This window comes from Parafrankia irregularis, assembly GCF_001536285.1.
Lineage (GTDB): Bacteria > Actinomycetota > Actinomycetes > Frankiales > Frankiaceae > Parafrankia > Parafrankia irregularis.
Genome location: NZ_FAOZ01000008.1, coordinates 371,063 through 396,252 on the forward strand (window position 1 = coordinate 371,063; position 25,190 = coordinate 396,252).

General features: G+C 72.1%; 20 protein-coding genes and 2 rRNA genes. 10 read left to right on the forward strand and 12 right to left on the reverse strand.

The features are described from left to right. Nucleotides 1-31 precede the first annotated feature (31 nt). Together AWX74_RS16315 and AWX74_RS16320 are read left to right on the forward strand one after the other, a co-directional pair. Nucleotides 32-1,606, forward strand: coding sequence for a class I adenylate-forming enzyme family protein (locus AWX74_RS16315; RefSeq protein WP_091277476.1), 1,575 nt, complete (start codon nt 32-34; stop codon nt 1,604-1,606). 4 nt (nt 1,607-1,610) lie between these two features. Further along, complete coding sequence (locus tag AWX74_RS16320) at nt 1,611-2,762, forward strand: acyl-CoA dehydrogenase family protein (protein WP_091277478.1); 1,152 nt, start codon at nt 1,611-1,613, stop codon at nt 2,760-2,762. Nucleotides 2,763-2,864: 102 nt separating this feature from the next. On the opposite strand, the gene AWX74_RS16325 is transcribed toward AWX74_RS16320, so the two are convergent. Genes AWX74_RS16325 through AWX74_RS16340 form a run of 4 tightly spaced genes read right to left on the reverse strand, consistent with a single transcriptional unit; the run spans nt 2,865 to nt 7,682 of the window. Next, nucleotides 2,865-3,590, reverse strand: a complete 726-nt coding sequence (locus tag AWX74_RS16325; protein ID WP_091277480.1) for an ABC transporter ATP-binding protein — start codon at nt 3,588-3,590, stop codon at nt 2,865-2,867. After that, nucleotides 3,587-4,378 (reverse strand): ABC transporter ATP-binding protein, encoded by a 792-nt coding sequence (locus AWX74_RS16330; RefSeq protein ID WP_091277482.1) that lies wholly within the window; start codon nt 4,376-4,378, stop codon nt 3,587-3,589. The genes AWX74_RS16325 and AWX74_RS16330 overlap by 4 nt, the downstream gene beginning before the upstream one ends. Next, a complete protein-coding gene (locus AWX74_RS16335; protein ID WP_091277484.1) occupies nt 4,362-6,428 on the reverse strand; it encodes an ABC transporter permease in 2,067 nt (688 codons plus the stop codon). Before AWX74_RS16335 ends, AWX74_RS16330 begins: the two co-directional genes overlap by 17 nt. 36 nt (nt 6,429-6,464) lie before the next feature. Beyond that, entirely contained in the window at nt 6,465-7,682 is a 1,218-nt protein-coding gene (locus tag AWX74_RS16340; protein WP_091277486.1) for an ABC transporter substrate-binding protein, read from the reverse strand. Nucleotides 7,683-8,282: 600 nt separating this feature from the next. On the opposite strand from AWX74_RS16340, the gene AWX74_RS16345 reads away from it, so the two are divergent. The 8 genes from AWX74_RS16345 to AWX74_RS16380 all read left to right on the forward strand — a co-directional run bounded on the left by AWX74_RS16345 (nt 8,283) and on the right by AWX74_RS16380 (nt 16,269). Then, a complete protein-coding gene (locus tag AWX74_RS16345; RefSeq protein WP_091277488.1) occupies nt 8,283-8,927 on the forward strand; it encodes a TetR/AcrR family transcriptional regulator in 645 nt (214 codons plus the stop codon). 235 nt (nt 8,928-9,162) lie between these two features. Then, nucleotides 9,163-10,593: an aldehyde dehydrogenase gene (locus tag AWX74_RS16350; RefSeq protein ID WP_207550341.1), complete on the forward strand. Its 1,431-nt coding sequence runs from the start codon at nt 9,163-9,165 to the stop codon at nt 10,591-10,593. 136 nt (nt 10,594-10,729) lie between these two features. After that, nucleotides 10,730-11,926: a thiolase family protein gene (locus tag AWX74_RS16355; protein WP_091277491.1), complete on the forward strand. Its 1,197-nt coding sequence runs from the start codon at nt 10,730-10,732 to the stop codon at nt 11,924-11,926. Further along, nucleotides 11,923-12,390 carry a Zn-ribbon domain-containing OB-fold protein gene (locus AWX74_RS16360; protein ID WP_091277493.1) on the forward strand — a complete coding sequence of 156 codons (468 nt, stop codon included), beginning with the start codon at nt 11,923-11,925 and terminating at the stop codon, nt 12,388-12,390. Before AWX74_RS16355 ends, AWX74_RS16360 begins: the two co-directional genes overlap by 4 nt. Nucleotides 12,391-12,709: 319 nt before the next feature. Then, nucleotides 12,710-13,723, forward strand: coding sequence for a PDR/VanB family oxidoreductase (locus AWX74_RS16365; protein ID WP_091277495.1), 1,014 nt, complete (start codon nt 12,710-12,712; stop codon nt 13,721-13,723). A gap of 63 nt (nt 13,724-13,786) precedes the next feature. Next, the gene (locus tag AWX74_RS16370; protein WP_091277497.1) at nt 13,787-14,626 is read left to right on the forward strand and encodes an enoyl-CoA hydratase/isomerase family protein; all 840 of its coding nucleotides are present in this window, start codon (nt 13,787-13,789) and stop codon (nt 14,624-14,626) included. A gap of 48 nt (nt 14,627-14,674) precedes the next feature. Beyond that, nucleotides 14,675-15,748, forward strand: a complete 1,074-nt coding sequence (locus tag AWX74_RS16375; RefSeq protein WP_278184631.1) for a CaiB/BaiF CoA transferase family protein — start codon at nt 14,675-14,677, stop codon at nt 15,746-15,748. Nucleotides 15,749-15,903: 155 nt separating this feature from the next. Continuing rightward, complete coding sequence (locus AWX74_RS16380; RefSeq protein WP_091277500.1) at nt 15,904-16,269, forward strand: hypothetical protein; 366 nt, start codon at nt 15,904-15,906, stop codon at nt 16,267-16,269. A 31-nt stretch (nt 16,270-16,300) separates the two neighbouring features. Here the strand turns inward: AWX74_RS16380 and AWX74_RS16385 are convergent, their stop codons facing one another. The 8 genes from AWX74_RS16385 to AWX74_RS16420 all read right to left on the reverse strand — a co-directional run. Next, on the reverse strand, nt 16,301-16,939 hold the full coding sequence (locus AWX74_RS16385) for a TetR family transcriptional regulator (RefSeq protein WP_054569930.1): 639 nt from the start codon (nt 16,937-16,939) through the stop codon (nt 16,301-16,303). Between the two features lie 264 nt (nt 16,940-17,203). Continuing rightward, nucleotides 17,204-19,825, reverse strand: a complete 2,622-nt coding sequence (locus AWX74_RS16390; RefSeq protein WP_091277502.1) for a CaiB/BaiF CoA transferase family protein — start codon at nt 19,823-19,825, stop codon at nt 17,204-17,206. Beyond that, nucleotides 19,810-20,637 carry a crotonase/enoyl-CoA hydratase family protein gene (locus tag AWX74_RS16395; protein WP_091277503.1) on the reverse strand — a complete coding sequence of 276 codons (828 nt, stop codon included), beginning with the start codon at nt 20,635-20,637 and terminating at the stop codon, nt 19,810-19,812. Before AWX74_RS16395 ends, AWX74_RS16390 begins: the two co-directional genes overlap by 16 nt. 73 nt (nt 20,638-20,710) lie before the next feature. Then, nucleotides 20,711-21,895, reverse strand: coding sequence for a thiolase C-terminal domain-containing protein (locus AWX74_RS16400; RefSeq protein ID WP_091277506.1), 1,185 nt, complete (start codon nt 21,893-21,895; stop codon nt 20,711-20,713). Continuing rightward, entirely contained in the window at nt 21,892-22,629 is a 738-nt protein-coding gene (locus tag AWX74_RS16405; protein WP_091277508.1) for a Zn-ribbon domain-containing OB-fold protein, read from the reverse strand. Before AWX74_RS16405 ends, AWX74_RS16400 begins: the two co-directional genes overlap by 4 nt. A 72-nt stretch (nt 22,630-22,701) precedes the next feature. Beyond that, nucleotides 22,702-24,156, reverse strand: a complete 1,455-nt coding sequence (locus tag AWX74_RS16410) for an aldehyde dehydrogenase (protein WP_165615658.1) — start codon at nt 24,154-24,156, stop codon at nt 22,702-22,704. Between the two features lie 679 nt (nt 24,157-24,835). Next, nucleotides 24,836-24,952, reverse strand: a 5S ribosomal RNA gene (gene rrf, locus AWX74_RS16415). A 72-nt stretch (nt 24,953-25,024) separates the two neighbouring features. After that, nucleotides 25,025-25,190: ribosomal RNA gene (locus AWX74_RS16420) — 23S ribosomal RNA — on the reverse strand; the annotation flags it as partial.

Below are 25,190 nucleotides of genomic sequence, written 5' to 3' on the forward strand. Positions count from 1 at the left end.
TCGCGGAATCCATACAAAAAGGAGGAAAGAAGTGGCCACGTCGGTTGTTTCGGTTCTCGACTGGTGGGCGCGCGCCAAGCCGGACCGGATCGCGTTAGTCTTCGGTGACGACCAGGTCGACTACCGGCGGTATCGGGACTGGACCAGCCGGGTGGCGAGATCGCTCGTCGCTCGCGGCGTCGCACCCGGTGACCGGGTGGCGCTGCTGGCCAACAACTCGCTGGAGTGGGCGGTCACCGCGATCGGTGTCCTGCGGGCCGGCGGCGTGCTGGTTCCGATCAACCCGCGGCTGGTCGCGGGGGAGATCCGGTCCTTCTTCGAGGAGGCCGGGGTCAGGCTGGTCATCGCCGAGGGCGCTTTCACCGCGACGCTGAAGGAGGTCGCGGGCCAGCTCGACGGCGATCTCGACATCGTCGAGATCGCGGCCGTCGAGGCGCTGCGTGCCGGCGAGACGGGCGGCGAGACGTGCGGCGAGGCCGGCGGCGTGAAGGGCGGGGAGACGGGCGCCTTCCGGGTGGACCGCGACCAGCACGAGCCGATGACGGTGCTGTTCACCAGCGGCTCCACGGGGCGGTCCAAGGGCGTCATCTGCACCAACCGGACGATGCTCGACATCGCCTTCGAGGCCTCGCTGCGGGAGGACGCGCTCAACACCGGGGTGCGGACCCTGCTGGTGCTGCCGCTCTGCTTCACCCCCGGCGTCGTCTACGGCCTGTTCATGACCGGCGTCCTGGGCGGCACCCTCGTCATCGAGCCGGGGTTCGACGCCGCGCGGGCGGTCCAGCGGCTGGCCGAGCATCGCATCCAGGCCATGTTCGGTGTGCCGCTGCTGTGGGAGTCGATGGCGCGTACGCCCGGGTTCGCCGAGGCGGACCTGTCGAACCTCGGTTCGGCAGTGGTCGGCGGCGCGGCGGTTTCGGTGCCGCTGCTGCGGGCCTGGGGCGCCAAGGGCGTGGTGCTGCGCCAGATCTACGGCATGACCGAGGTCGGCGGAATCGCCACCGCGACCCTGCCCGAGGAGGCCGAGGAGCATGCCGCCACCTGCGGCGCCGGCTCCCCGTTCACCGACCTGCGGGTCGTGCGGCCCGACGGCACCGACTGCGAGCCCGGCGAACCCGGCGAGATCATCATGCGTGGGCCGGGGGTGACCCCCGGCTACTGGGCGGCGCCCGAACTGACCGCGCAGGCGATCCGGGACGGCTGGCTGTACGGCGGTGACCTCGGCGTCCGCGACACCGACGGCCGCATCGGCTTCGCGGACCGGCTCAAGGATCTGATCATCTCGGGCGGCATCAACATCTCCCCGTTCGAGCTGGAGGCCGCCCTGATGACGATCCCCGGCATCTCCGAGGTCGCGGTCATCGCCGCCCCCGACGAACGGTTCGGCGAGACCCCGGCCGCGATCGTCTCCGTCGCCGCGGACTCCGACCTCGACGAGGCGGCGATCGTCGCGGCCTGCGCGACACGCATGGCGGACTACAAGGTGCCGCGGTACGTCGTCATCCGCCGTGATCCCCTGCCCCGGCTGCCCAGCGGCAAGCTCGCCAAGCCCGCGATCCGGGACGAGTACCGCGACGTCACCGAACGTTTCCCGAAGGTGCGATGAACCTGTGAACACAGATCTTTTCGAGTCCGACCACGAGCTCTACCGGGAGACGGTGCGGGCGTTCGTCACCCGTGACGTGGTCCCCAACCTGGAGCGGTGGGACGCCGAGCGTCTCATCGACCGGGAGACCTGGAAGCGGGCCGGCGCCGCCGGGCTGCTGGGCCTCGCGGTACCCGAGAGCCACGGCGGGGCCGGGGAGCGCGACTACCGGTTCCGCGTCGTCCTGCAGGAGGAGATCGCCCGGGTCGGTGCCTCGTCGCTGCAGTCGTCGTTCTCCACCAACGACGACATCGTCCTGTCGTATCTGCTGGAGATGGCCACCGAGCAGCAGCAGGCCCGGTGGCTGCCCGGCTTCGCCACCGGCGAGACGGTCGGCGCGATCGCGATGACCGAACCGCAGACCGGCAGCGACCTGCGCGGCATCGCCACCACGGCGGTCCGCGACGGCGACGACTGGGTGATCAACGGGTCGAAGACGTTCATCACCAACGGCATCCTCGCCGACCTGGTGATCGTCTTCGCCCGGACCGGCACCGACGGCGGCAGCCGCGGCTTCAGCCTGTTCGTCGTCGAGCGCGACACCCCCGGCTTCGAGCGCGGCCGCAAGCTCGACAAGGTCGGCCTGGCCGCGCAGGACACCGCCGAGCTGTTCTTCCGGGACGTCCGAGTGCCTGCCCGCAACCTGCTCGGCGTCGAGGGCGGCGGGCTGCCTGCGCTGATGCGCAACCTGCCGCGGGAACGGCTCGGGATCGCGATCGCCGGGCAGTGCTCGGCGGAGGCCGCGTTCGCCTGGACGTTGGACTACGTCCGCCAGCGCCAGGCGTTCGGCCGCCCGGTCGCCGAGTTCCAGACGGTCGGGTTCGCCCTCGCCGAGCTGCGCACGCGCATCGAGGTGACCCGCGCCTACATCGACCGCTGCGTGCGCGAGCTCAACCGGGGCACCCTGAGCGCGGTGGACGCGGCGAAGGCGAAGTGGTGGGCCACCGAGATGCAGTGGAAGGTCGTCGACACCGGGGTCCAGCTGCACGGCGGGTACGGCTACATGACCGAGTACCCGATCGCGCGGGCGTTCCTCGACGCCCGGGTCCAGCGCATCTACGGCGGCACCAACGAGATCATGAAGGAGATCATCAGCCGGGACCTCGTCCGGAGCTGACGCCTCACAGCACAGTGGCCCGGGCCGCGACGAACCTCGTCCGCGGCCCGGGCCACTCTCGTTGGATCTGTCTGTCGTCGGAGCCGTTCGAACGCCGCTGTCTCAGGCGGCCGCCGCGCCGGCGGTGACCGAACCGAGGTAGGCGGCTTCCAGCTCAGCCCGGCGCTCGGCCAGCTCGGCCCGGGTACCCGACAGGGTGATCTCCCCACGGTGCAGGACGTACGCCCGGTCGGCGGCTTCGAGCGCCAGGAACAGGTGCTGTTCCACCAGGACGACCGCCAGCCCCTGCTCGGTGGCCAGCCGGCGCAGGATGTCGACGAGCCGCTGGCAGATCTTCGGCGCCAGGCCCAGGCTCATCTCGTCCACCAGCAGGACCTTCGGCCGCTGGTGGACGGCGCGGGCCAGCGCGAGCATCTGCTGCTCCCCACCGGAGAGCAGGCCGGAGCGCCGGTCGAGCAGCCGTTCGAGCTCGGGGAACAGCTCGAGCACCCGGCGCAGGTCACGTGCCCGGCGCGCACCCGCGACCGCGAGGTTGTCGCGCACCGACAGGTTCGCGAACAGCGCGCGCTCCTCGGGGACATGGCCCACCCCGGCCCGGGTCACCGCGCGTGGATGGTGCGCCGCCACGGCCTTGCCACCGACCGACACCTCCCCCGCGCGGGCCCGGACCAGCCCCGAGATCGTCAACAGGGTGGTCGTCTTGCCCGCCCCGTTGCGCCCCAGCAGCGCGACGATCTCGCCCGGGAGGACCTCGAACGAGATCCCCCGGATCACCGGGGCCGAGCCGTACCCCGCGGAAAGTCCGGTCACGGCGAGTGCAGCTGTCATGGTGACTTCTCCTGTCTCTCGCTCTGCCGCTCGTCCAGGTCCACGCCCGCCCCGGCCCCGTCGTGGTCCGCACCGTCGTGGTCCGCGCCGTCTCCCGCGGTGCCGAGGTAGGCGGCCCGGACCGCGGCCGACGCGCTGACCTCGGCCGGCCCGCCGGCGGCGATCACCCGGCCGAACTCGAGGACGTACACCCGGTCGCACACGGAGAACACGAGATCGACGTCGTGGTCGATGAGCAGGACGGCCCGCTCCCCCGTCGCCATCGCCCGGATCGGATCGGCGAGCGCCGCCGACTCCCGGCTGTCGAGGCCGGCCGCGGGCTCGTCGAGCAGCAGCAGCCGCGGCCGGCTGGCCAGCGCACGCGCCAGCGCCAGCAGCCGCTGCTGCCCGTGGGACAGGTCCGGGGGGAACGCCCCGGCATGGTCCGCGAGGCCGAACCGGTAGAGCAGCGCGGCGGCCTCCTGCCGCCCGCCGGGACGCCGGCCGTGCCCGATCAGCACGTTCTCGGTGAGGGACAGGTCGTCGAACAGCTCCAGGTGCTGGAACGTCCGCACCAGGCCGAGGGCCGCCCGCCGGTGCGCGGGCAGCCCCTGGATCTGCTGGTCACCGAAGTGGATGGTGCCGGTGGCCGGCACGAACCCGCTGACGGCGTCGATGAACGTCGTCTTGCCTGCGCCGTTCGGCCCGATCAGCCCGACCACCTCGCCCGCGGCCACGGACATCGTGACCTCGTCGAGCGCCCGGATCCCACCGAAGGCGACACCGACCCGCTCAGCCCGCAGCAACATGCGGATTCACCTCCTTCGTGGTGGTGGTCGGCTCCGCCCCAGCGATCGGCTCCGTCGTGACGATCGGCTCCGCCCCAGCGATCGGTTCCGTCGTGACGGTCGGCTCCGTCGCCGTGGTCGTCCGCCTGGCCAGCTGCCGCAGCCGCGGGGTGAGCCGCTGCCGGGTCAGGCCGGCGAGCCCGTCCGGGCTGCGGATCGCGACGATGATCAGACCGATCGAGAGGATCAGGGTCTCGTAGTCACCCAGGCCCGCCCACTCGTGCAGGGCGACCGAGACCAGGCCGCCCGAGTAGAGGGTGCCGCCGACCAGTGCGCCCGACACGCTGGTGATCCCGCCGAGGTAGACCGCGACGAGCAGGCCCAGCGAGGTGAAGGTGCTGTAGGAGGCATACGACAGCTGGCCCTGCTGGTAGGCGAGCAGGGTGCCGCCGACGCCGGCGAGCGCCGAGGAGATCGCCGCGCCGGTCAGCTTCACCCGGGCGGCGTTGATGCCCGCCGCCGCGGCGGCCCGTTCGCTGCCGCGCACCGCGAGCATTCGCCGGCCCAGTTCGTGGCGCCGCAGCGCGGCGACCCCGAGGGCCGCGGCGACGGTGACCACCAGTACGAAGTAGCCGAACGTGACCCGGGGGAAGTCCTCGGCGCCGCCCCGGATGCCCAGCGAGAACCCGAAGATCTCCGGCTGGGGCACCGTGGAGCCGCTCAGGCCGCCGGTGACCTTGGGATTCTTGAAGATGAACTCCTCGATCGCCACCGCGGCGGCCAGCGTCACGACCGCCAGGTGCAGGCCACGGACCCGCAGCGCCGGCACCGCGACGAGCAGGCCGAGCGCGGTGGCCGCCAGCACGGCGATCAGCGGCCCCACCGGGAACGGCACGCCGCCGTCGGCGGTCACCTTGCTGAGGGTGAACCCAGCGACGCCCGCCAGCGACATCTGCGCCAGCGAGATCTGGCCGACGAAGCCGGTCAGCACCACCAGGGAAAGGCACAGGACCGCCGCCACCCCACTGGTGATCATCCCGAGCCGCCACTGGCTCGACAGCAGGGGCAGCAGGATCGCGGCGGCGACCACCGCCGCGGCGATCGGCACCGGCCGCAGCCGGCCGGCGGGTGCCGGCGGGAGCCGGTCCTGGGCGGTGCCGCGGCCGGGCAGCCGCCGGCCCGCCACCATCAGCATCAGCACGACCAGCAGGAACGGCAGGCCCTGCTTGAGGCCGTTCTGCGGTAGCCAGCTGAACTCACGGGTCAGGTAGAGCAGCCCGGACTGCAGGCCCCCGAGCGCCAGCCCGGCGACGGCGGCGACGGCCACCGAGCTGAGCCGGCCGACCAGCGCCGCGCCGAGCGCGGGCACGATCAGCAGCGTGAAGCTGCCCGCCTCCAGCGAGGTGGTCGGTGCGATCAGGATGCCGACCACGGTCACGACGGCCCCGGCGAGCAGCCAGCTGACGGCGGCCAGCCAGCGGGGCCGCAGGCCCAGCAGGATGGCCGCCTTCTCGTTCTCGGCGGCACCGCGGGTGGCCTTGCCGAACCGGGTGCGGGTCGACCACAGATGCAGCGCGGCGGCGAACAGCAGCGCGATGGCGGCGAGGTACAGGCGGTCCCGCGGCAGCGTCGCCCCGAGGACCGTGACCGGCTCGTTCGGCAGGATGGCCGCCACCGACCGCGGCGCGGACCCGAAGCGCTGCAGAATCAGTGCCTGCACCGCCAGCATCACGCCCACCGAGGCGACCACCCGCGCCAGCGGCGGCGCGGCGTGCAGCGGCGCGAAACACAGCAGGTAGATCAGAAGTGTGAACAGCAGCGCGTGCGCCAGCACCAGCAGCATGCACAGCGCCACGGACGGTTCGGTCCCGAGGTCGATGTGGCCGACGGGCAGCACGAGAATCCCGTGCCGGCGCAGGTCCGCGTACTGCAGGACACCGAACAGGGCGGTCGCCCCGAAACCGAAGTGGATGACGCCCGAGGCTCGGTGGACGAGCACGATCCCCGTCGCGAATGCGGCGTAGATCGCGCCCGACCCGAGTCCCAGGATCACGAACGACAGGAAGTCCACCGAGCACCTCTCAGGCCGGCCGGTCCAGGGGAACGCTCAGGAGGTCGTCCAGTCGCTGGCCGGCACCGGCTTCCCGCCCTCGATCCGGACGATGCGGACGCTGCCGTTGCACACCGTCGACACCCCTGTCAGCGCGGTCCCGTCGCAGGAGTAGCTGTCGTCGAGGAAGCCGTCCTGGTCCTTCGAGGCCTTCAGGGCGTCGAGCACGGAGGCGGCGGTGATGTCCTTGCCAGCGCGGCCGAGGACGCCGAACACGGTCATGGCCACGCCGAAGCCGTTCGTGTGCGAGGACGTGATCTCGTCCTTGGCGACGTCCGCGTAGTCCTTCATCGCGGTCACCAGGGTCGACACGTCCGGGTCGTCCGGGTCGGTCTGCGGGGAGAGCTGCTCGGTGGTGATCAGAGCGCCGTCGGCGGCGGCCCCGGCCGCCTCCAGGTTCGCCGGGTCGAGGCAGCTGCTCGGGTAGATCATCTGGGTCCTGATGCCGAGCGACTGGGCCGACTGCATGATCAGCGAGCAGGAGGGCGAGACGAACATGACGACGATCGCGTCCGGCGATCCGTCGTTGGCGGCGGTGACGGAGGCGGTGAAGTCCGTGGCGGTCGGGGACTCCTTGACGATCTGGACGTCGCCCACCTTCTTCGCGGTCAGCAGCTTCTGGAGGCTCTCCGCCGCCGCGACGCCCGGCGGGGTGTCGTTGGCCAGGATGGTGACCTTGCCGGCCTTGATCTCATCGGTCACGTAGCTGGCCACGCCGGCGAACTGGCCCGGGCTGCCGCCCAGGAAGGCGAAGACGCCGTCGCCGGTCAGATCCGTGCCCTGGATCGGCAGGATCGGCACGTACGGGATGCCCGCCGCCCGGATGATCGCGGTGGCGGACGGCCCGGAGAAGTCGAGGCCGGAGATGACGAGCGGAACCTTCGCCTCGACCATCTGGTTGGCACAGCGCTGGGACGCCTCGGGTGATCCGTCGACGGTGCAGTTGACGAACTCGACCGGCCGGCCGTCGACGCCGCCCTGCTGGTTGTTGACGTACTCCGCGGCCGCGGACGCGCCCGTGCGCAGGTCCGGGAAGGAGCCGGAGGCGGCCTGCTCCTGGTTGATGAAACCGATACGGATCGGTTCGCCGGTGGCCTTGTTCGCGGCGGCCGGGGCGCTGCCGCCGTCGTCACCGCCGTCGCCGCATGCCACGGCACCGGAAAGCAGCATGGCCGCCAACGCTAAGCCGCCGACAAGCCTCTTGGGTCGCGTCATCTATCTCTCCAATACAAGACCGGGGTTCGAAGGCATGCGAAAGGAGCACCTGGCCGCCGCCTGGCGCCGGACAGGTACAGGAACACACGTCGAGGAATGCCTGTGGGCGCCTTCCGCGGCGGGGTCCCGGGTCCGACCAGAGGAAGGCGTGCAGGTGGGTGGGTACCAGTGTCGGAACAACCTAAAGGCATTTGGTTAACCTGGCAAGACCCATCCCGGGGACATCTGGACGCCCCCGGATCGGCACGACTGCCAGCCCGTCAGGCCGGACCGAGCCGGCCTCCAGCCCGCAGTCGCCAGCGCCCGGCGCGCGAGCAGGCGAGCAGGCGAGCAGGCGAGCAGGCGAGCAGGCGAGCAGGCGAGCAGGCGAGCAGGCGAGCAGAGGGTCACCCAGGGCGACGGCGGGCGTCATCCCACCAGGAAACGCACAGGAGCCCGACCGGTGGGCAGCCGGCCCCGGACCGGCTGCGGCGCCGATTCTCACCAGCGCCCGGCGACCAGCCTCCCCAACAAAGCCCGACTGTGACGGCGGGCACATTTCGGCCGCATTGCAAAGATGACCGGGACCCGACACCGGGCCATCCGGGCATAATCCTCCCCATGCCACGCCCGAGCCGCCCGCTCCTGAGCCGGAAAAGCATTGTCGCGACATCCCTCGAACTTATCGACAGGGACGGTCTCGCGACTTTCAGCATGCCGGGCCTCGCCAGCGCGATGTCCGTTCGGGCGGCTTCTCTTTACCATCATTTCCGCGACAAGGCGGAGATTCTCTCCGAGGTCGCCCGGTACATGGTCTCGCAGACCGCGATCCCGGCCCGGCCGAGCCGGGACGAGTGGCAGGAGTGGTTCGTGTCACTGGCGGCGAACCTGCGGGACGTCCTGCTGGAGCACCCCCACGCGGCCCCGCTGATGCTGCAGTTCCCGCCCCGCGACATCCTGGTCGCCGTCACCGAGAACTCCGCCGCCGTGCTGGTCGAGTACACCGACTTCCCGAGCTACGTGCACATCCTGATTCTCGACACGCTGGAGAAGGTCACCCTCGGCGCCGCGCTGTCGGAGGTCATGAAGGCCCCGGAGAAGCGGGATCTCATTTATCCGCACGTTGACCACGTCGAGCACCCGATCCTCACCCGCGGGCTCGCGTCCAATCCGTGGACGGTGGACGAGATATTCCGCGAGTCGGTACGGGCACTGCTCGCCGGAGTCGCGACCCGGTTCGAGCAGCCGCGGGTCGGCTCTCCGTGACCGCCACCTGATCACCCCCGGATCGCCCACACCCGACATCGCGCACTCGTCACCGGCCGCAGCGATCAGGCGACCGGTTGACCGGCCATCCCGACCCCATTAACCTACAGCCTGTAGGTATCTGGCGTCGGGATGAGGACGAGTGCCGTCCCGCCGCCAGACCGATTCCCTGAGCACGAGCCGATCCGCCGCACCGCGACGGATGGCCGGCCGGTCGGTTCGCGGAGGTGCCGGATTGGACAGGTCGACTCTCTTCATCGACGACCAGTGGCTGGCTGCGCCACGGACGGTGGACGTGCTGGAAGCGGCCACCGAGAAGACGCTCGGCCAGGTCGCGCTCGCCGGGCCCGCCCAGATCGACCTCGCGGTGGCGGCGGCACGGCGAGCGCTGCGCGGCCCGTGGGCCGTGCTGACCGGCCCCGAGCGCAGCGACCTGCTGAAGCGCTTCGCCGCCGAGCTGCGCGCCCGCGCGGCCGACACGGCCGTACTGGTCAGCCAGGAGAACGGGATGCCGATCCGGCTGTCCCGCGCCGCCAACGGCTACAGCCCCGCGATGATGGTCGACTACTACGCGGATCTGATCAGGGACGAAGCACCCGACGAGATCCGGGCCGGCGTCCCGCGCGGGAGGACGATCGTCCAGCACCGCCCGGTCGGCGTCGTCGCCGCGATCACCCCGTGGAACTACCCGCAGCCGCTCGCCGCGATGAAGATCGCCCCGGCGCTGGCGGCCGGCTGCACCGTCGTGCTCAAGCCGGCTCCGGAGACCACGCTCGACGCACTGGTGTTCGCCGAGGCCGCGCTCGCCGCCGGCCTGCCCCCGGGGGTGCTCAACATAGTGCCGGGTGACCGGGACGCCGGTTCGTATCTCGTCGCCCATCCGGGCATCGACAAGGTCGCCTTCACCGGCTCGACCGCCGCCGGCCGGGCCATCGGCGAGGCCTGCGGGCGGCTGCTGCGTCCCGTCACCCTGGAGCTCGGCGGCAAGTCCGCCGCGATCGTCGCCGCCGACGCCGACCTGGACCTGTTCGCGGCCCGCCTGCCCGAGGTCTCACTGGCGAACAACGGCCAGACCTGCCACGCCTGCACCCGCATCCTCGCCCCCCGCGCCCGGTACGACGAGGTCGTGGACGCCGTCACGGAAACGGTGCGCGGCCTGACGATCGGGGACCCGCTGGAGCGGTCGACCGCGATCGGGCCGCTGGTCAGCGCGGCGCAGCGGGAGCGGGTGCTCGGCTATGTCGAGGCGGGGCGGGCCTCCGGGGCACGGCTGACGGTCGGCGGTGGCCGGCCCGCGGAACAGCCCGTCGGCTGGTTCGTCGAGCCGACCGTGTTCGCCGATGTCGACAACACCAGTGTCATCGCCCGCGAGGAGATCTTCGGCCCGGTTCTCTGCGTCATCCCCTACCGGGACGAGGACGAGGCGGTGGCCCTCGCCAACGACTCCGACTTCGGCCTGGCCGGCTCCGTCTGGACCACCGACACCGAACGCGGCCTGGCACTCGCCGACCGGATCGAGACCGGGACCATCGGCCTCAACCACTACGCGCTCGACCTGGGTGCACCGTTCGGCGGGACCAAGGCCAGCGGCCTGGGCTGGGAGCTCGGGCCCGAAGGCCTCGCCCCCTACCGGCGGCACCGCTCGGTGTATCTGGCACCGGAATGAGCGGTACCGGAGGATATGGCACCGCGGCAGGCGGTTCCGCGGAACCGCGGCTCCGCGGAACCGTGCCGTGTCATGCGGCTCCGTGGAACCGCGCGGCACATGGCACCACGGCACGCAGCACGGGAAAGGAGCGCCGATGACCGCTGACCGCACCGCGGCGATCGCCGGGCTGGGCATCACCGAACTGGGCAAGGTCTACGGCCGTTCCGCGCGCAGCCTCGCCGCCGAGGCCGTCCGGCTCGCGGTCGCCGATGCCGGCCTGCGGCTCGGCGATGTCGACGGCCTGCTGGTCAGCAACGGCCTGGCCGGCAAGGTCGGCGTGGAGCTGGCCGGTGCCCTCGGCCTCGGGCAGCTCGGCCTGCTCGCCGACATCAACGCGTTCGGCGCCACCGCCGGGGTGATGGTCGCCCAGGCCGCGCAGGCCATCGCCGCCGGCGCCGCCACCACTGTCGCCTGCGTGTTCGCCGACGCGCCGCTGGCCCCGAGGCGCGGCGCCGGCGAGGCCTGGGGTGGCGCGGGCCGCAAGCCCCGCGCGCTGACCGGGCTCGCCGGCTGGCAGCTGGCGTCCGGCGGGGTCAACCCGAACATCCTGTACGCGCTCGCCGCCCGGCGGCACATGGAGCGTTACGGCACCACGTCGGAGCAGCTGGCCGCGATCGCGGTCGCCCAGCGGGCGTGGGCGGCCGGCAACCCGCTGGCGGCGATGCGGGAACCGCTCACCGTGGCGGACCATCAGGCGTCCCGCCCGATCGCCGAGCCGCTGCACCTGCTCGACTGCTGCCTGGTCAGCAACGGCGGCGTCGCGGTCGTGGTGACCTCCGCCGAGCGGGCACGGGCACTACGCCATCCGCCGGTACACGTCCACGGGTACGCGCAGGCACACGAACCGCGCCGGATGCACGCCGGCTCACCCTGGGGCCTGGTCACCCCGGCGGCACGCAGCGGACCGGCGGCGATGCGGATGGCCGGCATCGGTGTCGGTGACGTCGACATCTGCGAGCTGTACGACTGCTACACCTACACCGTGCTGGTGACACTGGAGGACTACGGGTTCTGCGAGAAGGGCGACGGCGGCGCGTTCGTCGGCGACGGCCGGCTCTCCCCCGACGGCAAGCTCGCCTGCAACACCGGCGGCGGCCAGCTGTCCTCCTACTACATGTGGGGGATGACCCCGCTGTCCGAGGCGGTGATCCAGGCCCGCGGCGCCGGTGGCGCCCGCCAGGCGCCCCGCAACGACATCGTGCTGGTCAGCGGCAACGGCGGCATCCTCGAACATCACTCGACGCTGGTGCTCAGCCCGCACCCGCGGACGTCCTCAGGAGGCCTGGGATGAGCGACGGCGCGTTTCCGCCGGTCGCGCGGGACGACGCGAGCGCGGCGTTCTTCGACGCGGCCGCGCGCGGTGAGCTGCTGGTCCGCCGCTGCCTCGACAGTGGCGACGTGCTCGGCCCCGAGGCTCGGACCTGTACCGGCTGCGGCTCGGCCCGGCTGGAACCGTTCGCCGTCTCCGGCCGGGGCGTGCTGGTCACCTGGGCCGTCGTCCGCCAGGTGCCGGTGTCGGCGCTGCGCGGCGCCGTGCCGTACGTGACCGCCGTCGTCGAGCTCGCCGAAGGCCCGTGGCTGCTGGTCCGCCTCGTCGGCACGGACGGTCGCGACCTGCGCGCCGGCCAGCCGGTGAGCGCCCGGTTCATCCAGCCTCACCAGCCCGACGAAGGTTCCGGGGCCGGCAGCGACGAGGTCCTCGGCGAGGTCCTGCCGGTCTTCGCACCCGGCGCACGCCTCACAGCGCGCGACTAGCCGACGGTCAGCGCGGCCCACGTCGGGTCCGGTAAGCCCGGCTTGGTGAGTCGCAAGCGTGAAGGATTCTGGTTGTTCTGACGACCGAAATCCTTCACGCTTGCGGTTTGCCAGGCAATCCTGCGCCCCTTTTGCCCTTAGTGGAGACGAACTACCGGTGCCACGGGATACCGAGCCTGCCGCCGCGAGGCCCGGATCGACATATCCGTCCCACTGGCGATCGAGGCATGCCCACGATAACCTAATGCCATAAGGTTTACGAGGTCGGCCGCTGTCCGCCGACGTCAACGTCTCGTCCACTCGACAAGGGGTGAGGAACGTGCGCGCCCAGGAGCAGACCGAGGACCTGGTCGTCCAGCAGCGAGAACCGGTCGCCGACGGCGTCGTGTGCCTGACCCTGGCCCGGCCGGGCGGCGGCACGGTGCCCGGCTGGGAACCGGGCGCCCACATCGACCTGCTGCTCGGACCCGGTCCCGGGCTCGGCGCCGGCGCCGAGCCCGGTTCGCCGGCCGGCGGGGAGGAGCACTTCGTCCGGCAGTACTCGCTGTGCGGCGACCCGGGTGATCCGTCCACGCTGCGCATCGCGGTGCTGCGGGCCCCGGGTGGGCGCGGGGGGTCGGCCTACGTCCACGACCGGATCGGTCCGGGGGACGTGGTGCGGACCCGCGGCCCGCGCAACCACTTCGCGCTCGTCGACAGCCCGCAGTACCTGTTCGTCGCGGGTGGCATCGGCATCACGCCGATCATGCCGATGATCGAGAAGGCCGAGGCCGCCGGCGCCGGGTGGACCCTGCTCTACGGGGGGCGGACCAGGTCGTCCATGGCGTTCGCGGCGCAGCTCGCCGACCGCTACGGCGATGACCGGGTGATGATCCGTCCCGAGGATGAGTTCGGGCTGCTCGACCTGGCCGGCTTCCTCGGCGCGCCGCGCGACGGCGTCGCGATCTACTGCTGCGGCCCGGAGCCGCTACTCGCCGCGCTCGAACAGCAGGCCGGCCCGTGGCCGGCGGGCACGCTGCACCTGGAACGGTTCTCGCCGAAGGAGATCGCCGACGCGCCGGCGGCCGGCGAGTTCGTCGTCGAGCTCGCCCGCAGCGGCACGGCGGTCACCGTGCCGGCCGACAGATCGATCGTGGACGCCCTCGCCGACGCGGGGGTGCAGGTGCCGACGTCCTGCCGGGAGGGCACCTGCGGGACCTGCGAGACCGCCGTCGTCTCCGGGGTGCCCGACCACCGGGACTCGCTGCTGACCGAGGACGAACGGGAAGGCGGCACGGTGCTCATGCCGTGTGTCTCCCGGGCACTGTCCCCTGTCCTCGTGCTCGACCTGTGATATGTGATATGTGGTCAGTGATGAACGGGCGGGACAGATGAACGCGGGCTGGATGAACACGGGATGGACGAACAAGGCGCGCAGGCCGTGACGGGACCGGTGCTGGAGACGACGGAGGCCCGGCCAGGCGTCCTGCTGGTACGGCTGAACCGGCCGCGCGCGCTCAACGCGCTGAACACCGAGCTCGTCGAGGGCCTACGTGAGGTGCTGGGCCGGATCCAGGACGACTCCCGGGTCCGCGCGGTCATCCTCACCGGCGCCGGGCGCGGGTTCTGCGCCGGCCTCGACCTGAAGGGCTACGGGGAGATCCCCGGTGCCCCCGAGGCTGGGGAGGGGACGACGCAGGCCGGGATGCGGCTGCAGCAGCGCATCGCCGATCTCGCCGACGGGTTCCGCCGGGTGCGGGCCCCGATCATCGCCGCGGTCAACGGTCCGGCCGCCGGCGCCGGCCTGTCGATCAGCCTGTTCTGCGACATCCGGATCGCGGCGGCCTCGGCGACCTTCCACGCCTCCTACATCCAGCGCGGGCTCGGGGGCTGCGACATCGGAGTGAGCTGGACGCTGCCGCGGATCGTCGGCTTCTCCCGCGCCGCCGACCTCCTGCTCACCGGCGGTTCCTTCGACGCCGACGAGGCCGAGCGGATCGGCCTGGTCTCCGCGGTCGTCCCCGACGACGGGCTGCTCGACGCCGCGCTCGACAAGGCGTCGGCCATCACCGCGCACAGTCCCTTCGCCGTGTGGATGACGAAGGATGTGCTGTGGTCGAACCTGGAGATCCCCAGCTTCCGGGCCGCGCTCGACCTGGAGAACCGTAACCAGATCCTCTGCTCGACGACCGCGGACCATCAGGAGGCGGTCGCCGCCTTCCTGGAGAAACGCCCCGCGATGTACACGGACCGTTGACGTCCTCTCCCACGTGAACGCGGGAGATTCCAAGGCGAGGAGTTCCTGATGGGCCCACTGACCGGGCTGCGTGTCCTCGAGCTGGCGGGTATCGGCCCCGGCCCACACGCGGCGATGATCCTCGCCGACCTGGGCGCCGACGTCGTCCGGGTCGACCGTCCCGGCAGCACGGAACGTGAGCCGCTGCTGCGCGGGCGGCGCTCCGTCATCGCCGACCTCAAGACCGACGACGGGCGCGAGCTGGTGCTGCGCCTCGTCGCGAAGGCCGACATCCTCATCGAGGGCTACCGGCCCGGTGTCACCGAGCGGCTCGGGGTCGGCCCGGCCGAATGCCAGGCGGTGAACCCACGGCTGATCTACGGCCGGATGACGGGCTGGGGCCAGGACGGCCCGTGGGCCCGGCAGGCCGGCCACGACATCAACTACATCAGCCTGACCGGCGTCCTGCACGCCGTCGGCCGGGCCGGTGAGCGGCCGGTGCCACCGCTGAACCTCGCCGGTGACTTCGGCGGCGGCTCGATGTTCCTGATCACCGGCGTCCTCGCCGCGCTCTGGGAGCGGGAACGCTCCGGGCTGGGCCAGGTCATCGACGCCGCGATGGTGGACGGCGCCAGCGTCCTGGCGCAGATGATGTGGTCGATGCGCAGCCTGGGTGGGTGGACCGACGACCGGGGCGCGAACCTGCTCGACGGCGCCGCCCCGTTCTACGACACCTACGAGTGCGCCGACGGCGGCCACGTCGCCGTCGGCTGCATCGAGCCGCAGTTCTACGCCCAGATGCTGGCGCTGCTCGGCCTGGACGCCGCGGCCCTGCCCGACCAGTACGACCAGGCCGGCTGGCCGGCGCTGCGTGCGACACTCGCGGACGCCTTCCGAGCCCACCCCCGCGACCACTGGGCGAAGGTGTTCGACGGCTCCGACGCCTGCGTCACCCCGATCCTCAGCTGGGGCGAGGCGATCGAGCACCCTCACCTCGCCGCCCGCGGGACGCTGCTCGACCTGCACGGGGCCCCGCAGCCCGCACCGGCCCCCCGGTTCTCGCGCACGGTGCCGGACCGGCCCACCGCGGCCCCCGAGCCCGGCGCCCACGCCGCCGAAGTGCCCGCCGACTGGGGCATCTGACCAGTACCGAGACCCGCCGCTCCCGTCACACAGGGGCGCTGGCTGACGTGATCGGGAGCGGGCGGGACTCAATGATCTTCAGGCTGGCCGGTCGGTGATCTGCTCCTCGGAGGAAGATGCGAGCCAGACCTGATCCTGACCCCAGGGAGCCGTCAATGGCCGCCGGAGTACTCATCGCGGAGAGCCTGCGCGCAGGGGCGGTACTGAGCAATCTTCAGTTTTCAGTGCGGAGGATCCAGCGATCGGCGTCCGGGAATGCCACCGTCGATCAGCCATCCGTCTGGACGCTGATCTTCTTCGACGTCGCAGACGCCGAAGCCGAGGCGCTGGCCAAGCAGTTGAGCGTGGCCCTCAATGCGCCCGGGTGGTACGTGGACCTGCATACCGCCACGGAGACCTTCATCGTGTTTCCCGGCCGGATCTTTCGGTACCCGCGGGGCGACTCACAGAGGCGCGCCGAGGCCGAGGACTACGGCCGCGCCCACGGCATCCCCGAATCGCAGCTCGACTGGCCGACCTGACGTCTGGCCTCGGTGTCACGGCTGTGCGGTGTCACGGCTGTGCGGGCACCAGGTCGGCCGGGTTGACCGCGCCGCGCAGCAGGCAGCGCAGGGACTCGGCGTAGATCTCCGCGGCCGAGCGGGAGTTGGCGTCCATCGCCGTCGCCAGCGCCGGCAGCTTCTCCGGCTCCACACCGGAGAAGATCCGGGCCCGGTCCGCGGGGGATTTCATCGCCTCGGTGAGAACCGCCCCCAGCACCATCTTGTCCAGACCGTCGATGATCAGCAGGCGCTGCTCGGCCGGCACGCCGACCTCCGCGAGCACCGTCGCGGCCTCCTCGTACACCTCGGTCAGAACGTCCCGGGGCAGGTACTGCAGCAGGACCAGAGCGGCGTTGCTGTGGCGCAGCACGGCACGCCGGAAGCTCAGGCCCAGGCCGACGAACCACTCCATCCAGGCGTCCCCCAGGTGCTCGCTCGGCGGGCGTGCCTCCAGCACGATCTCCCGCGCGACCGCGGCCAGGATCTCGGCCTTGTCCGTGAAGTGGTGGTAGAGCGACGGAGTACGGACCTGCAGCCGGGTCGCCAGCCGCGGCAGGCTGAACGTCTCCAGGCCCTCCTCGTCGATGAGGCGAAGCGCCGTCTCGATGACGAGGCGGCGGCTGAGGAGTGGTTGGGACGGCCTGGGCATCTGACCATTGTCCAACATGCCCGGCCGAACACATCCGATCCCCAGGTCACAGCCGCGCCGGGCACGGCCACGCCAGGCGCAGCCAAGCCCGCCCGAAGATCATGAGATTTTGGTCGCCCTGACGACCGCGATCCTCAGCTCTTGTCTGGTCGCAACGACGCCCCGAAGTTCGGGGATTCCGCTACGGGCTGTCCAACAACCAGAATCCTCCGATCTTGCTCGACAGCAGCGGAATTCTCGGCTCCTCGGCTCCTCTGCTTCCGGCTAGGCCAGGGCGTGCTCCGGCGGCGGCTGCAGGACGCCGGCCTCGACGAGGCGGTCGATCTCGTCCTCGGTCAGCCCCAGCAGGGTCCGGCAGATCTCCCGGGTGTGCTCGCCCGGCACCGGCGCCGGCCGCAGCGGCGGGTCCGCGATGGTGGAGAACCATGCGATGCGGGCGTTCGCCGGCACCGGCCGGGACAGCAGCGGGTGCTCCAGCGTCCGGAACGACCGCCGTGCGACCAGCTGCGGATCGGTCAGCTCCTCGGGCAGCCGGACCATCGCGCCCGCCGGGACACCGGCTTCCTGCAGCGTGGCGGTGACCTGCGCGGGCGTACGCTGCGCGGTCCACCGGGCGATCAGCTCCTCGACCTCGGCCCACCTGGCCCGCCGCCCTCCGGCGGTGGCAAGCTCGCCCACCGCCAGCTCCGGCCGGCCGAGCACCGTCGCCAGCCGGGCCCAGTGCTCGTCGCCCCGGACGTCGACCACGCACCACTCGTCGTCACCCGCGCAGGGCAGCACCGCCGCGAAGATGTTCCCGGCGCCGCCGTCCACCGTTCCCGGGGCCACCGTTCCCGGGGCGAGTGACTCGGCCGCGAGGGCCGGGCCCAGGGGCATCACGGCGACGTCCGCCTGCGCGGTCTCCAACGCCGCGCCCCGGCCCGAGCGGGCCCGCCTGATCACCGCGGCGAGCGCGGCGACGGCCGTCACATGCCCGGCGATGTGGTCGGGGTAGACCGTCGAACCGTCGCAGTACGCCTGGCTGTCCGTCTCGGCGCGCGTCGGGTCCCGCCACAGGGCGGAGACACCGCAGGAGGAACGGACCAGCGGGCCGTAGCCCATCCGCCCGCTCCACGGCCCGCGCGAGCCGAAGGCGCTGCTGTCGGAGACGATGATCCTCGGGTTGATCTCGGCGAGCTGGGCGTGGGAGAGACCCAGCGACTCCAGGGTGCCGGGCTTGAAGTTCGCCGCGACGATGTCCGCGTGCCGCACCAGCTCCCGGAACAGGGCGGCGCCCTGCTCGCTGCGCAGGTCGAGGCCGAGACCACGCTTGTTCCGCTGGCCCCAGGCGAAGGACGCGTTCATCCCGCCGCCCCGGCGGGTCTGGCGCAGCCCGTCCGGGAAGGCCTCGTTCTCGATCTTGATGACGTCGGCGCCCTGGTCGGCGAACAGCCGGCCGAGCTCCGCGCCGAACACGATCACCCCGAGGTCGAGCACGCGCAGGCCCGCCAGCGGCCCATCCGCCGGATCACCGGGGATGCCCAGGTCGGGCTCCGGCCCCCGCTCACCTGTTCCGTCCAGCACCCCGCCGTCCAGCGCCCCGGCGTCCAGCGCCCCGCTGCCCGGCACCGCGCTGCCCGGCACCGGTCCGTCCGCCGCCGCGCCGCCCGGCGCCGCTTCGTCCAGGAGCAGCTCGGTGTGTTCGCCGAGATTCGGGGCCCGGTGGCGCAGCCCGGCGCGAACGCCGTCGACCGAGATGTATCCGGACGGAACCCTGGCCCGCAGCCCCTCGGCGATCTCGGCGTCGACGAGGGTGCCGGTCTCGGCGAAGTGGTCGGCCGCCAGCACCTCGCCGGGGGTGAGCACCGCGGCGATCGGGACCCCGCGCCGGGTCCCCTCGGCGACCAGTGCGTCGCGCCGCACGCCGGCGAACAGCGCCCCGATCAGTGGATGCAGCCGGTCGGCGGCGGCGAACCGGGCGGGGATGGTGTCGTAACTCGGGTCGGCGAACTCCGCCGGCTCCCCCAGCCAGGCGAACATCGCCCGCCACTGCCGCCGGGCGAGCAGGCAGATCCGCACATGCCCGTCGGCGCAGGGGAACACGGGGTAGAAGGCACTGGCATCAGGGCGGTCCCGGGGGAAGCCCTCCGGCCGGCCGGCGGCCGCCGACCCCTGCGTACCGAAACCGGGATCGAACCCGTGCACGACCGCCTCGTGCGCGCTGACGTCGACGAGCTCACCGGCACCGGTCCGCAGCCGCCGGACGTAGGCGACCAGCGCCGCCCAGGCCGCGTGCACACCGACCGTCTGGTCGACCAGGCCGGCGGGCGGCAGCACGGGGCGGGCCCCGGGCAGCCCGGAGCGTGCCAGCACACCGCCGAGAGCGGCGAGCACCGGCTCGGTCGCGGTGAAGTCCCGGTAGGGCCCGGAGCGGCCGAACGCGGTGAGCGAGACAATGACCAGCCGCGGATGCCGGGCCGACAACGTCTCGGGTGTCAGGCCCCGGGCCCGCGCGGTCGCCTCACCAGACGAGTCGAGCAGGATGTCGGCCGTGCCGGCGAGCTCGTGCAGCCGCTCGCGGCCCGTCTCGTCATCCAGGTCGAGCACCAGCCCGAGCTTGCCCGCGTTGCGCAGCGCGAACACGACCGGCTCCGCACGGCCCGGCGAGCCACCGGGCGGCTCGATCCGCAGCACCTCGGCGCCGAGGTCGGCGAGGTAGCGCCCACACGACTGCGCCGCTCCCTCGGTGAGATCGAGGACGCGCACCCCCCGCAGCGGCAGCGTCCGCGCGGCGACCTGATCCGCGACGTGATCCGTGACCTGATCGGTGGCCGGCCGCGCCCCGGTCGAGGTCGCCCCGATCGAGGTCGACGCGGGCCAGGGCGCCCCGGTCAACGTCCCGTCCATCTCGGCTCCCGCTTCTCGGCGAACGCCCTCGCGCCTTCCTTCCCGTCCTCGCTGGTGAAGACGACTTTCACGGCCTGGTTGCTGATCCGCCAGACCTCACGCTCCCAGTCGGAGCCGGCGGAGCCGGTGGCGTGCATGACGCGCTTGCTCTCCTGCACCGCCAGCGGGGCGTTCGCCGCCACCGCCCGGGCGAGCTCGAGGGCGAGCTCCAGGGCCGTGCCGGCGGGTGCGACCCGGTTGACGAGGCCCAGCTCGTAGGCCCGGGCGGCGGAGATCGGCTCGCCGGTCAGGACCGCCTCCAGCGCGATCCTCATCGGGATCTGGCGCTGCAGCCGGATCACCCCGCCCGCGGCGGCGAACAGCCCGCGCTTCACCTCGGGCAGCCCCAGCGCCGCGGTCTCGTCGATGACGGCGAGGTCGCAGGCCAGCATGATCTCCGTGCCGCCGCCGAGCGCGAAGCCGTTGACGGCGGCGATCGTCGGCTTGCCGACCCAGTGCTGGGCGATCCCGGCGAAGCCCCGTTCGGGGTGCTCGACGTCGTCGACCCGGTTGCCGGCGGCCAGCTCCCTGAGGTCGGCACCCGCGCAGAAGGCACGGCCCGCGCCGGTGATCACGATCGCGCGGACCTCGGGGTCGGACTGCGCCTGCTCGAGCGCGGCCCCCGCATCCACCGACAGCCGCGCGTTCACCGCGTTGAGCGCCCGCGGGCGGTTCAGGGTGACGACACCGACGTGGCCGTCGTGACGTGTGAACAGCGCCGCGGGCTCCTCGCCGCCGGCGTCGGTCACCAGGGAGGACGGATTCGTGGTCATTGTGTTCAGTCCCCTTCGGTTCTCGGCCGCCCGCCCGCTGGCGCGGCGGACGAGAACGGTCTCGATGCGACGATCACCGGCCGGCGAGCGTTCGCTGCGACCCGAGCAGGGTCGCGCTCACCAGCGGTGCCATCGGCCCTCCCAGCAGCAGTGAGAGATCCGCGCCCGGCACCTGGTTGACCGACGTCCCGCGGATCTGCCGGACGGCCTCCAGGACCAGCCCGATCCCGTGGACGAACCCCTCGGCGATGTTGCCGCCGGCGGTGTTGATCGGCAGCCGGCCGTGCGGGGCGGTGAGGTTCTCGACGGTCATGAACCGCCCGGCCTCCGGCCCCGGCGGGCACAGCCCCAGATCGATCAGCGCGGCGACCGCCGGCCCGCTGAAGTTCTCGTACACCTGGACGACGTCGACCTCGCCGGCCTTCACCCCGGCCCCGTCCCACAGCCGCCGCACCAGCTCGGGGTGGAACCCGGCGCTGGTGTAGCTCGTCTCGTTCTCCGCGGACTCGCTCCAGCCGCGAGTCGCGCCCTGCACCCCGGACAGGATGAACGCCGGCCGCTCGACGAGCTCACGCGCCCGCCGCGCCGACGTGACGACCACCGCGGCCGCCGCGTCGTTCTCCCGGGAGCAGTCGTAGAGCCGCAGCGGCTCGGAGATCCACCGCGCGTCGGCGTAGACCTCCGGGTCTAGTGGACGTCCGTGGGCGACCGCCGCCGGGTTGTTCTGCGCGTGCGCGTAGTCAGCCTGTACCAGGGCCTCCAGCGCCGAGCGTGGCACCCCGTCGACCTCCAGCAGACGCTGCGTCCGCAGCGCGCAGATCTGCGCCGGGGTGAGCAGGCCGTGGCTGTGCAGCAGCGGCGGGAAGTGCCCACGGCCGTAGCTGCCGCGCCCGTCGTCGACCTCGGTGATCCCGCGGTAGACGACGACATGCTCGGCCTGGCCGCAGGCCACCGCCGCGGCGGCGGCGTTCACCGCGGCCGCGACCCCGCCGCCACCGCCGCCCCACACCATGGTCGACCAGCGGATCTCGCGCACCCCCAGCGCCGAGCCGACCGCGATGCCCTCGTTGGCGTCGTTCGCGTACGACACGAACCCGTCGAGTGAACGGGGGTCGAGCCCCGCGTCCGCGCACGCCGCCAGCACGGCCTCCAGGGTCAGCCTCAGCGCCGAGGCGGGCGCCGTCCCCCGCTTGCGGTACGGGGTGGTGCCGATCCCCACCACGGCCGCGGCCCCGTACAGCGAACCGCTCGTCGTCATGAGATCCTCCAGCGCAACAGCGGAACCGCGGCCGGCGAGGCCGGCGGGTCGAAGTCGCCCCTGACCGGCAGGCCGATGCGGATGTCGGCGCCGTCGGCGTCGCGCAGCACGCCGAGCACCCGACGCCCGCCCGCGGCCGGCAGTTCCACGAGCACCACGACGTACGGCAGGTGGCCGCGCACCTCGGGGGCGAACGGCTGCCAGGTCCTGGTCCAGGAGAAGATCCGGCCTTCCGGCGCCACGACCGGCCAGTCCAGGTCGAACCCGTGGCAGGCCGGGCAGATCGGCCGCGGCGCCCAGATCCACTCGCCGCACCCCCCGCAGCGTTGGATCCGCAGCTCGCCCTCGCGTGCCGCCGCCCAGTGCGGTGCGTCCAGCCCGTCGAGCTCAACCGGCGCCAGCACCGGCGGCGTGTCGGGCACGTTGCGGACGTCCGAGACCCGCCAGCCCTGCGGCAGGCGGATCCAGCGCGACCGCAGCACGATCCGCTCACCGTCGACGCCGCTGTAACGGATGTGCGCGGTCATCAGCCCGCCGTCGCCCGGCGCGATGCTCAGCACCTCCGAACCTGACATCCGGTCGGGCAGCGCGGCGGAGGCGACGAGCTGGCCGATCCGGTCGGGCCGGAAGTCGGCGAGCGTCGCCCGCTGGTCGCCCGCGGCGACGACCTGGCCGTGCCGCTCCACCACCGGCGGCAGATCCGCCGGGACGCCCGGGGCGATGTCAGCGCCCATACCTGGCTCCTTCGTCGTCATTTCCGTTCCGGCACCCGCGCCGCTCCGTCCTGGCACCCGCGCCGGGACTGGTCAGGAGAACAGCGGCTCCATGCCCGGGGTGAGATTGACCGTCTTGAGCTCGTAGTAGGACGCCACCGCCTCGGCACCGGTGTCGCGGCCGACGCCCGAGCACTTCACCCCGCCGAACGGCGCCTCGGTGTTGTAGGTGAAGGAGTTGACGCTGAACGTGCCGGTCCGCACCCGGCGGGCGACGTCCGCGGCGCGCTGCGGGTCCGCGGTGAAGACCGCGCCGTGCAGGCCGTAGTCGGAGTCGTTGGCGATCGTGACCGCCTCGTCGACGGTGTCGTAGGCCAGCACGGTGACCACCGGGCCGAAGATCTCCTCACGGGCGATCCGCATCGCGTTGGTCGCGTCCGTGAACACGGTCGGCTGCACGTAGCAGCCCTTCTCCAGGCCCTCGGGAACCCCGCCGCCGGTGGCCACGGTGGCACCCTCGGACCGCCCGATCCCGATGTATCCGAGCACCCGCTCCTGATGCCGTCGCGACACCAGCGGGCCCATCGTGGTGGACGGGTCGAACGGGTCCCCGACCACGAACGACTCCGCGGTCGCCACCAGCGCGCCGACGACCTCGTCGAACCGGGTGCGCGGCACCAGCACCCGGCTGAAGGCCGCGCACACCTGGCCGGTGTTGAAGAACGAGCCGACCGCGAGCCCCGCCATCGTCGTCGGGATGTCGGCGTCGTCAAGCACGATCGCCGCGGACTTGCCCCCGAGCTCCAGCTGGAGGCGCTTGAAGCTCGCACCGCCCTCCCGGCCGATCTCCCGGCCGGCCGCGGTCGACCCGGTGAAGCTGACCTTGTCGACCTCCGGGTGCGTGACGAGCGCCCGCCCGGTGTCGGCACCACCGGTGATGTAGTTGAACACCCCGGGCGGCAGCCCCGCACCGGTCAGTGCCTCAGCGATGTGGAAGCCGTCCAGCGGGGTCTCCGGCGCCGGCTTGTACACGACGCTGCAACCTGCCACCAGCGCCGGGATGATCTTCCCGATCGCCATGTTGAACGGGCCGTTCCACGGAGCGATCGCCGCGACCACACCCACCGGCTCGCGCACCACGGCCGCCGGGCCGTACATCGTCTGCCGGACCTCGCTCAGCGGGTTCTTCCGCGCTACGTCGAGGAAGAACCGCCCGGCGCCGAGAGCCGCCGGGATCTGCATGCCCGCGATCGTCGTCGGCAGCCCCATCTCCGAGGTGACCAGCCCGCCGATCTCCCCGAGCCGCGGTTCCAGCGCGGCGAGGGCCGCCTCGAGGACGTCGGCCCGCTCCTCGGGCGACCGATCCCGCCAGCTGCCCCGGGTGAACGACTGCCGCGCCGCCAGCACCGCGGCGTCGACGTCCTGCGTGCCCGCGTCGGGAACCTCGCCGATCACCTCCTCGGTGGACGGCGACACCACCGAAATGCGGGCGGACGAGGCCGGCGTGCGCCACTCACCATCGATCAGAAGCTGGTCCCCAGTGGTCATCTGTGTCATCCCTTCGGCTCGCCGTACGTCACGGCCCACCGCACCGAGCGCCGGCCGGTCGAGTCGTGTCGAGGCCGCGGCAGGCCGTCCGGGACGTCGCACCTTCACCACCCGTTCCGCTCGTTCGCCGGACGGACGGAGGTGGCGCAGACCTGGAACCTCGCCGCAGTGATCATCCACAGATGAGCCTAATGCCTTTAGGTAACCGTGTCCATAGCTGTGCTCACGAGCGGCAGTCGGCCGCGGATCAGACCGGTCGCGCGCCGTCGGAACCCGTGATCAGCACCCGCGACCAGCGCACGCCGCCGGCGATGGGCACGCGGCCGTCGTCGCCGAGACCACACGACGCGCCGGCATCCTGTTGCCGCAGGGTGGGAATCTGATGATCGTTGTTGCCGGGGAGTGGGCCGCGAGATCCAGGGCGATGCCAGATCCGCCGATGCCGCCGCTTCCGAGCAAGACATGAAGATTGCGGCTGTTGCAGCAACCGAAATCCGCAGTATTTGCGGATCACCAAGTGGCGCACTGTCCCATATGCACCTATTGGGATGATTTGCCGGGCCGCCAGGCGCCGCGGTGGATCGCCGTGTACCGGGTGAGTGGGTCCTGCGGCAGAACGCAGAAATGCCGATGGGGTTGCCCCCAGCCACAAGGCCAGAAACAACCCCATCGGAAAGAAGTCCGGCGGCGTCCTACTCTCCCACGCGGTCCCCCACGCAGTACCATCGGCGCTGAAGGGCTTAGCTACCGGGTTCGGAATGGAACCGGGCGTTTCCCCTTCGCCAAAGCCACCGAAACACCATCAGACCCGACCCTCCGGTCGCAGCCCGAGAACCGCACAGTGGACGCAAAACAGCAGAATCATAAAGTAGTCAAGCCCTCGGCCTATTAGTACCGGTCAGCTCCATGCGTCACCGCACTTCCACCTCCGGCCTATCAACCCGATCATCTAGTCGGGGGCCTTACCAGGCTACCCTGTGGGAGACCTCATCTTGAAGCGAGCTTCCCGCTTAGATGCTTTCAGCGGTTATCCC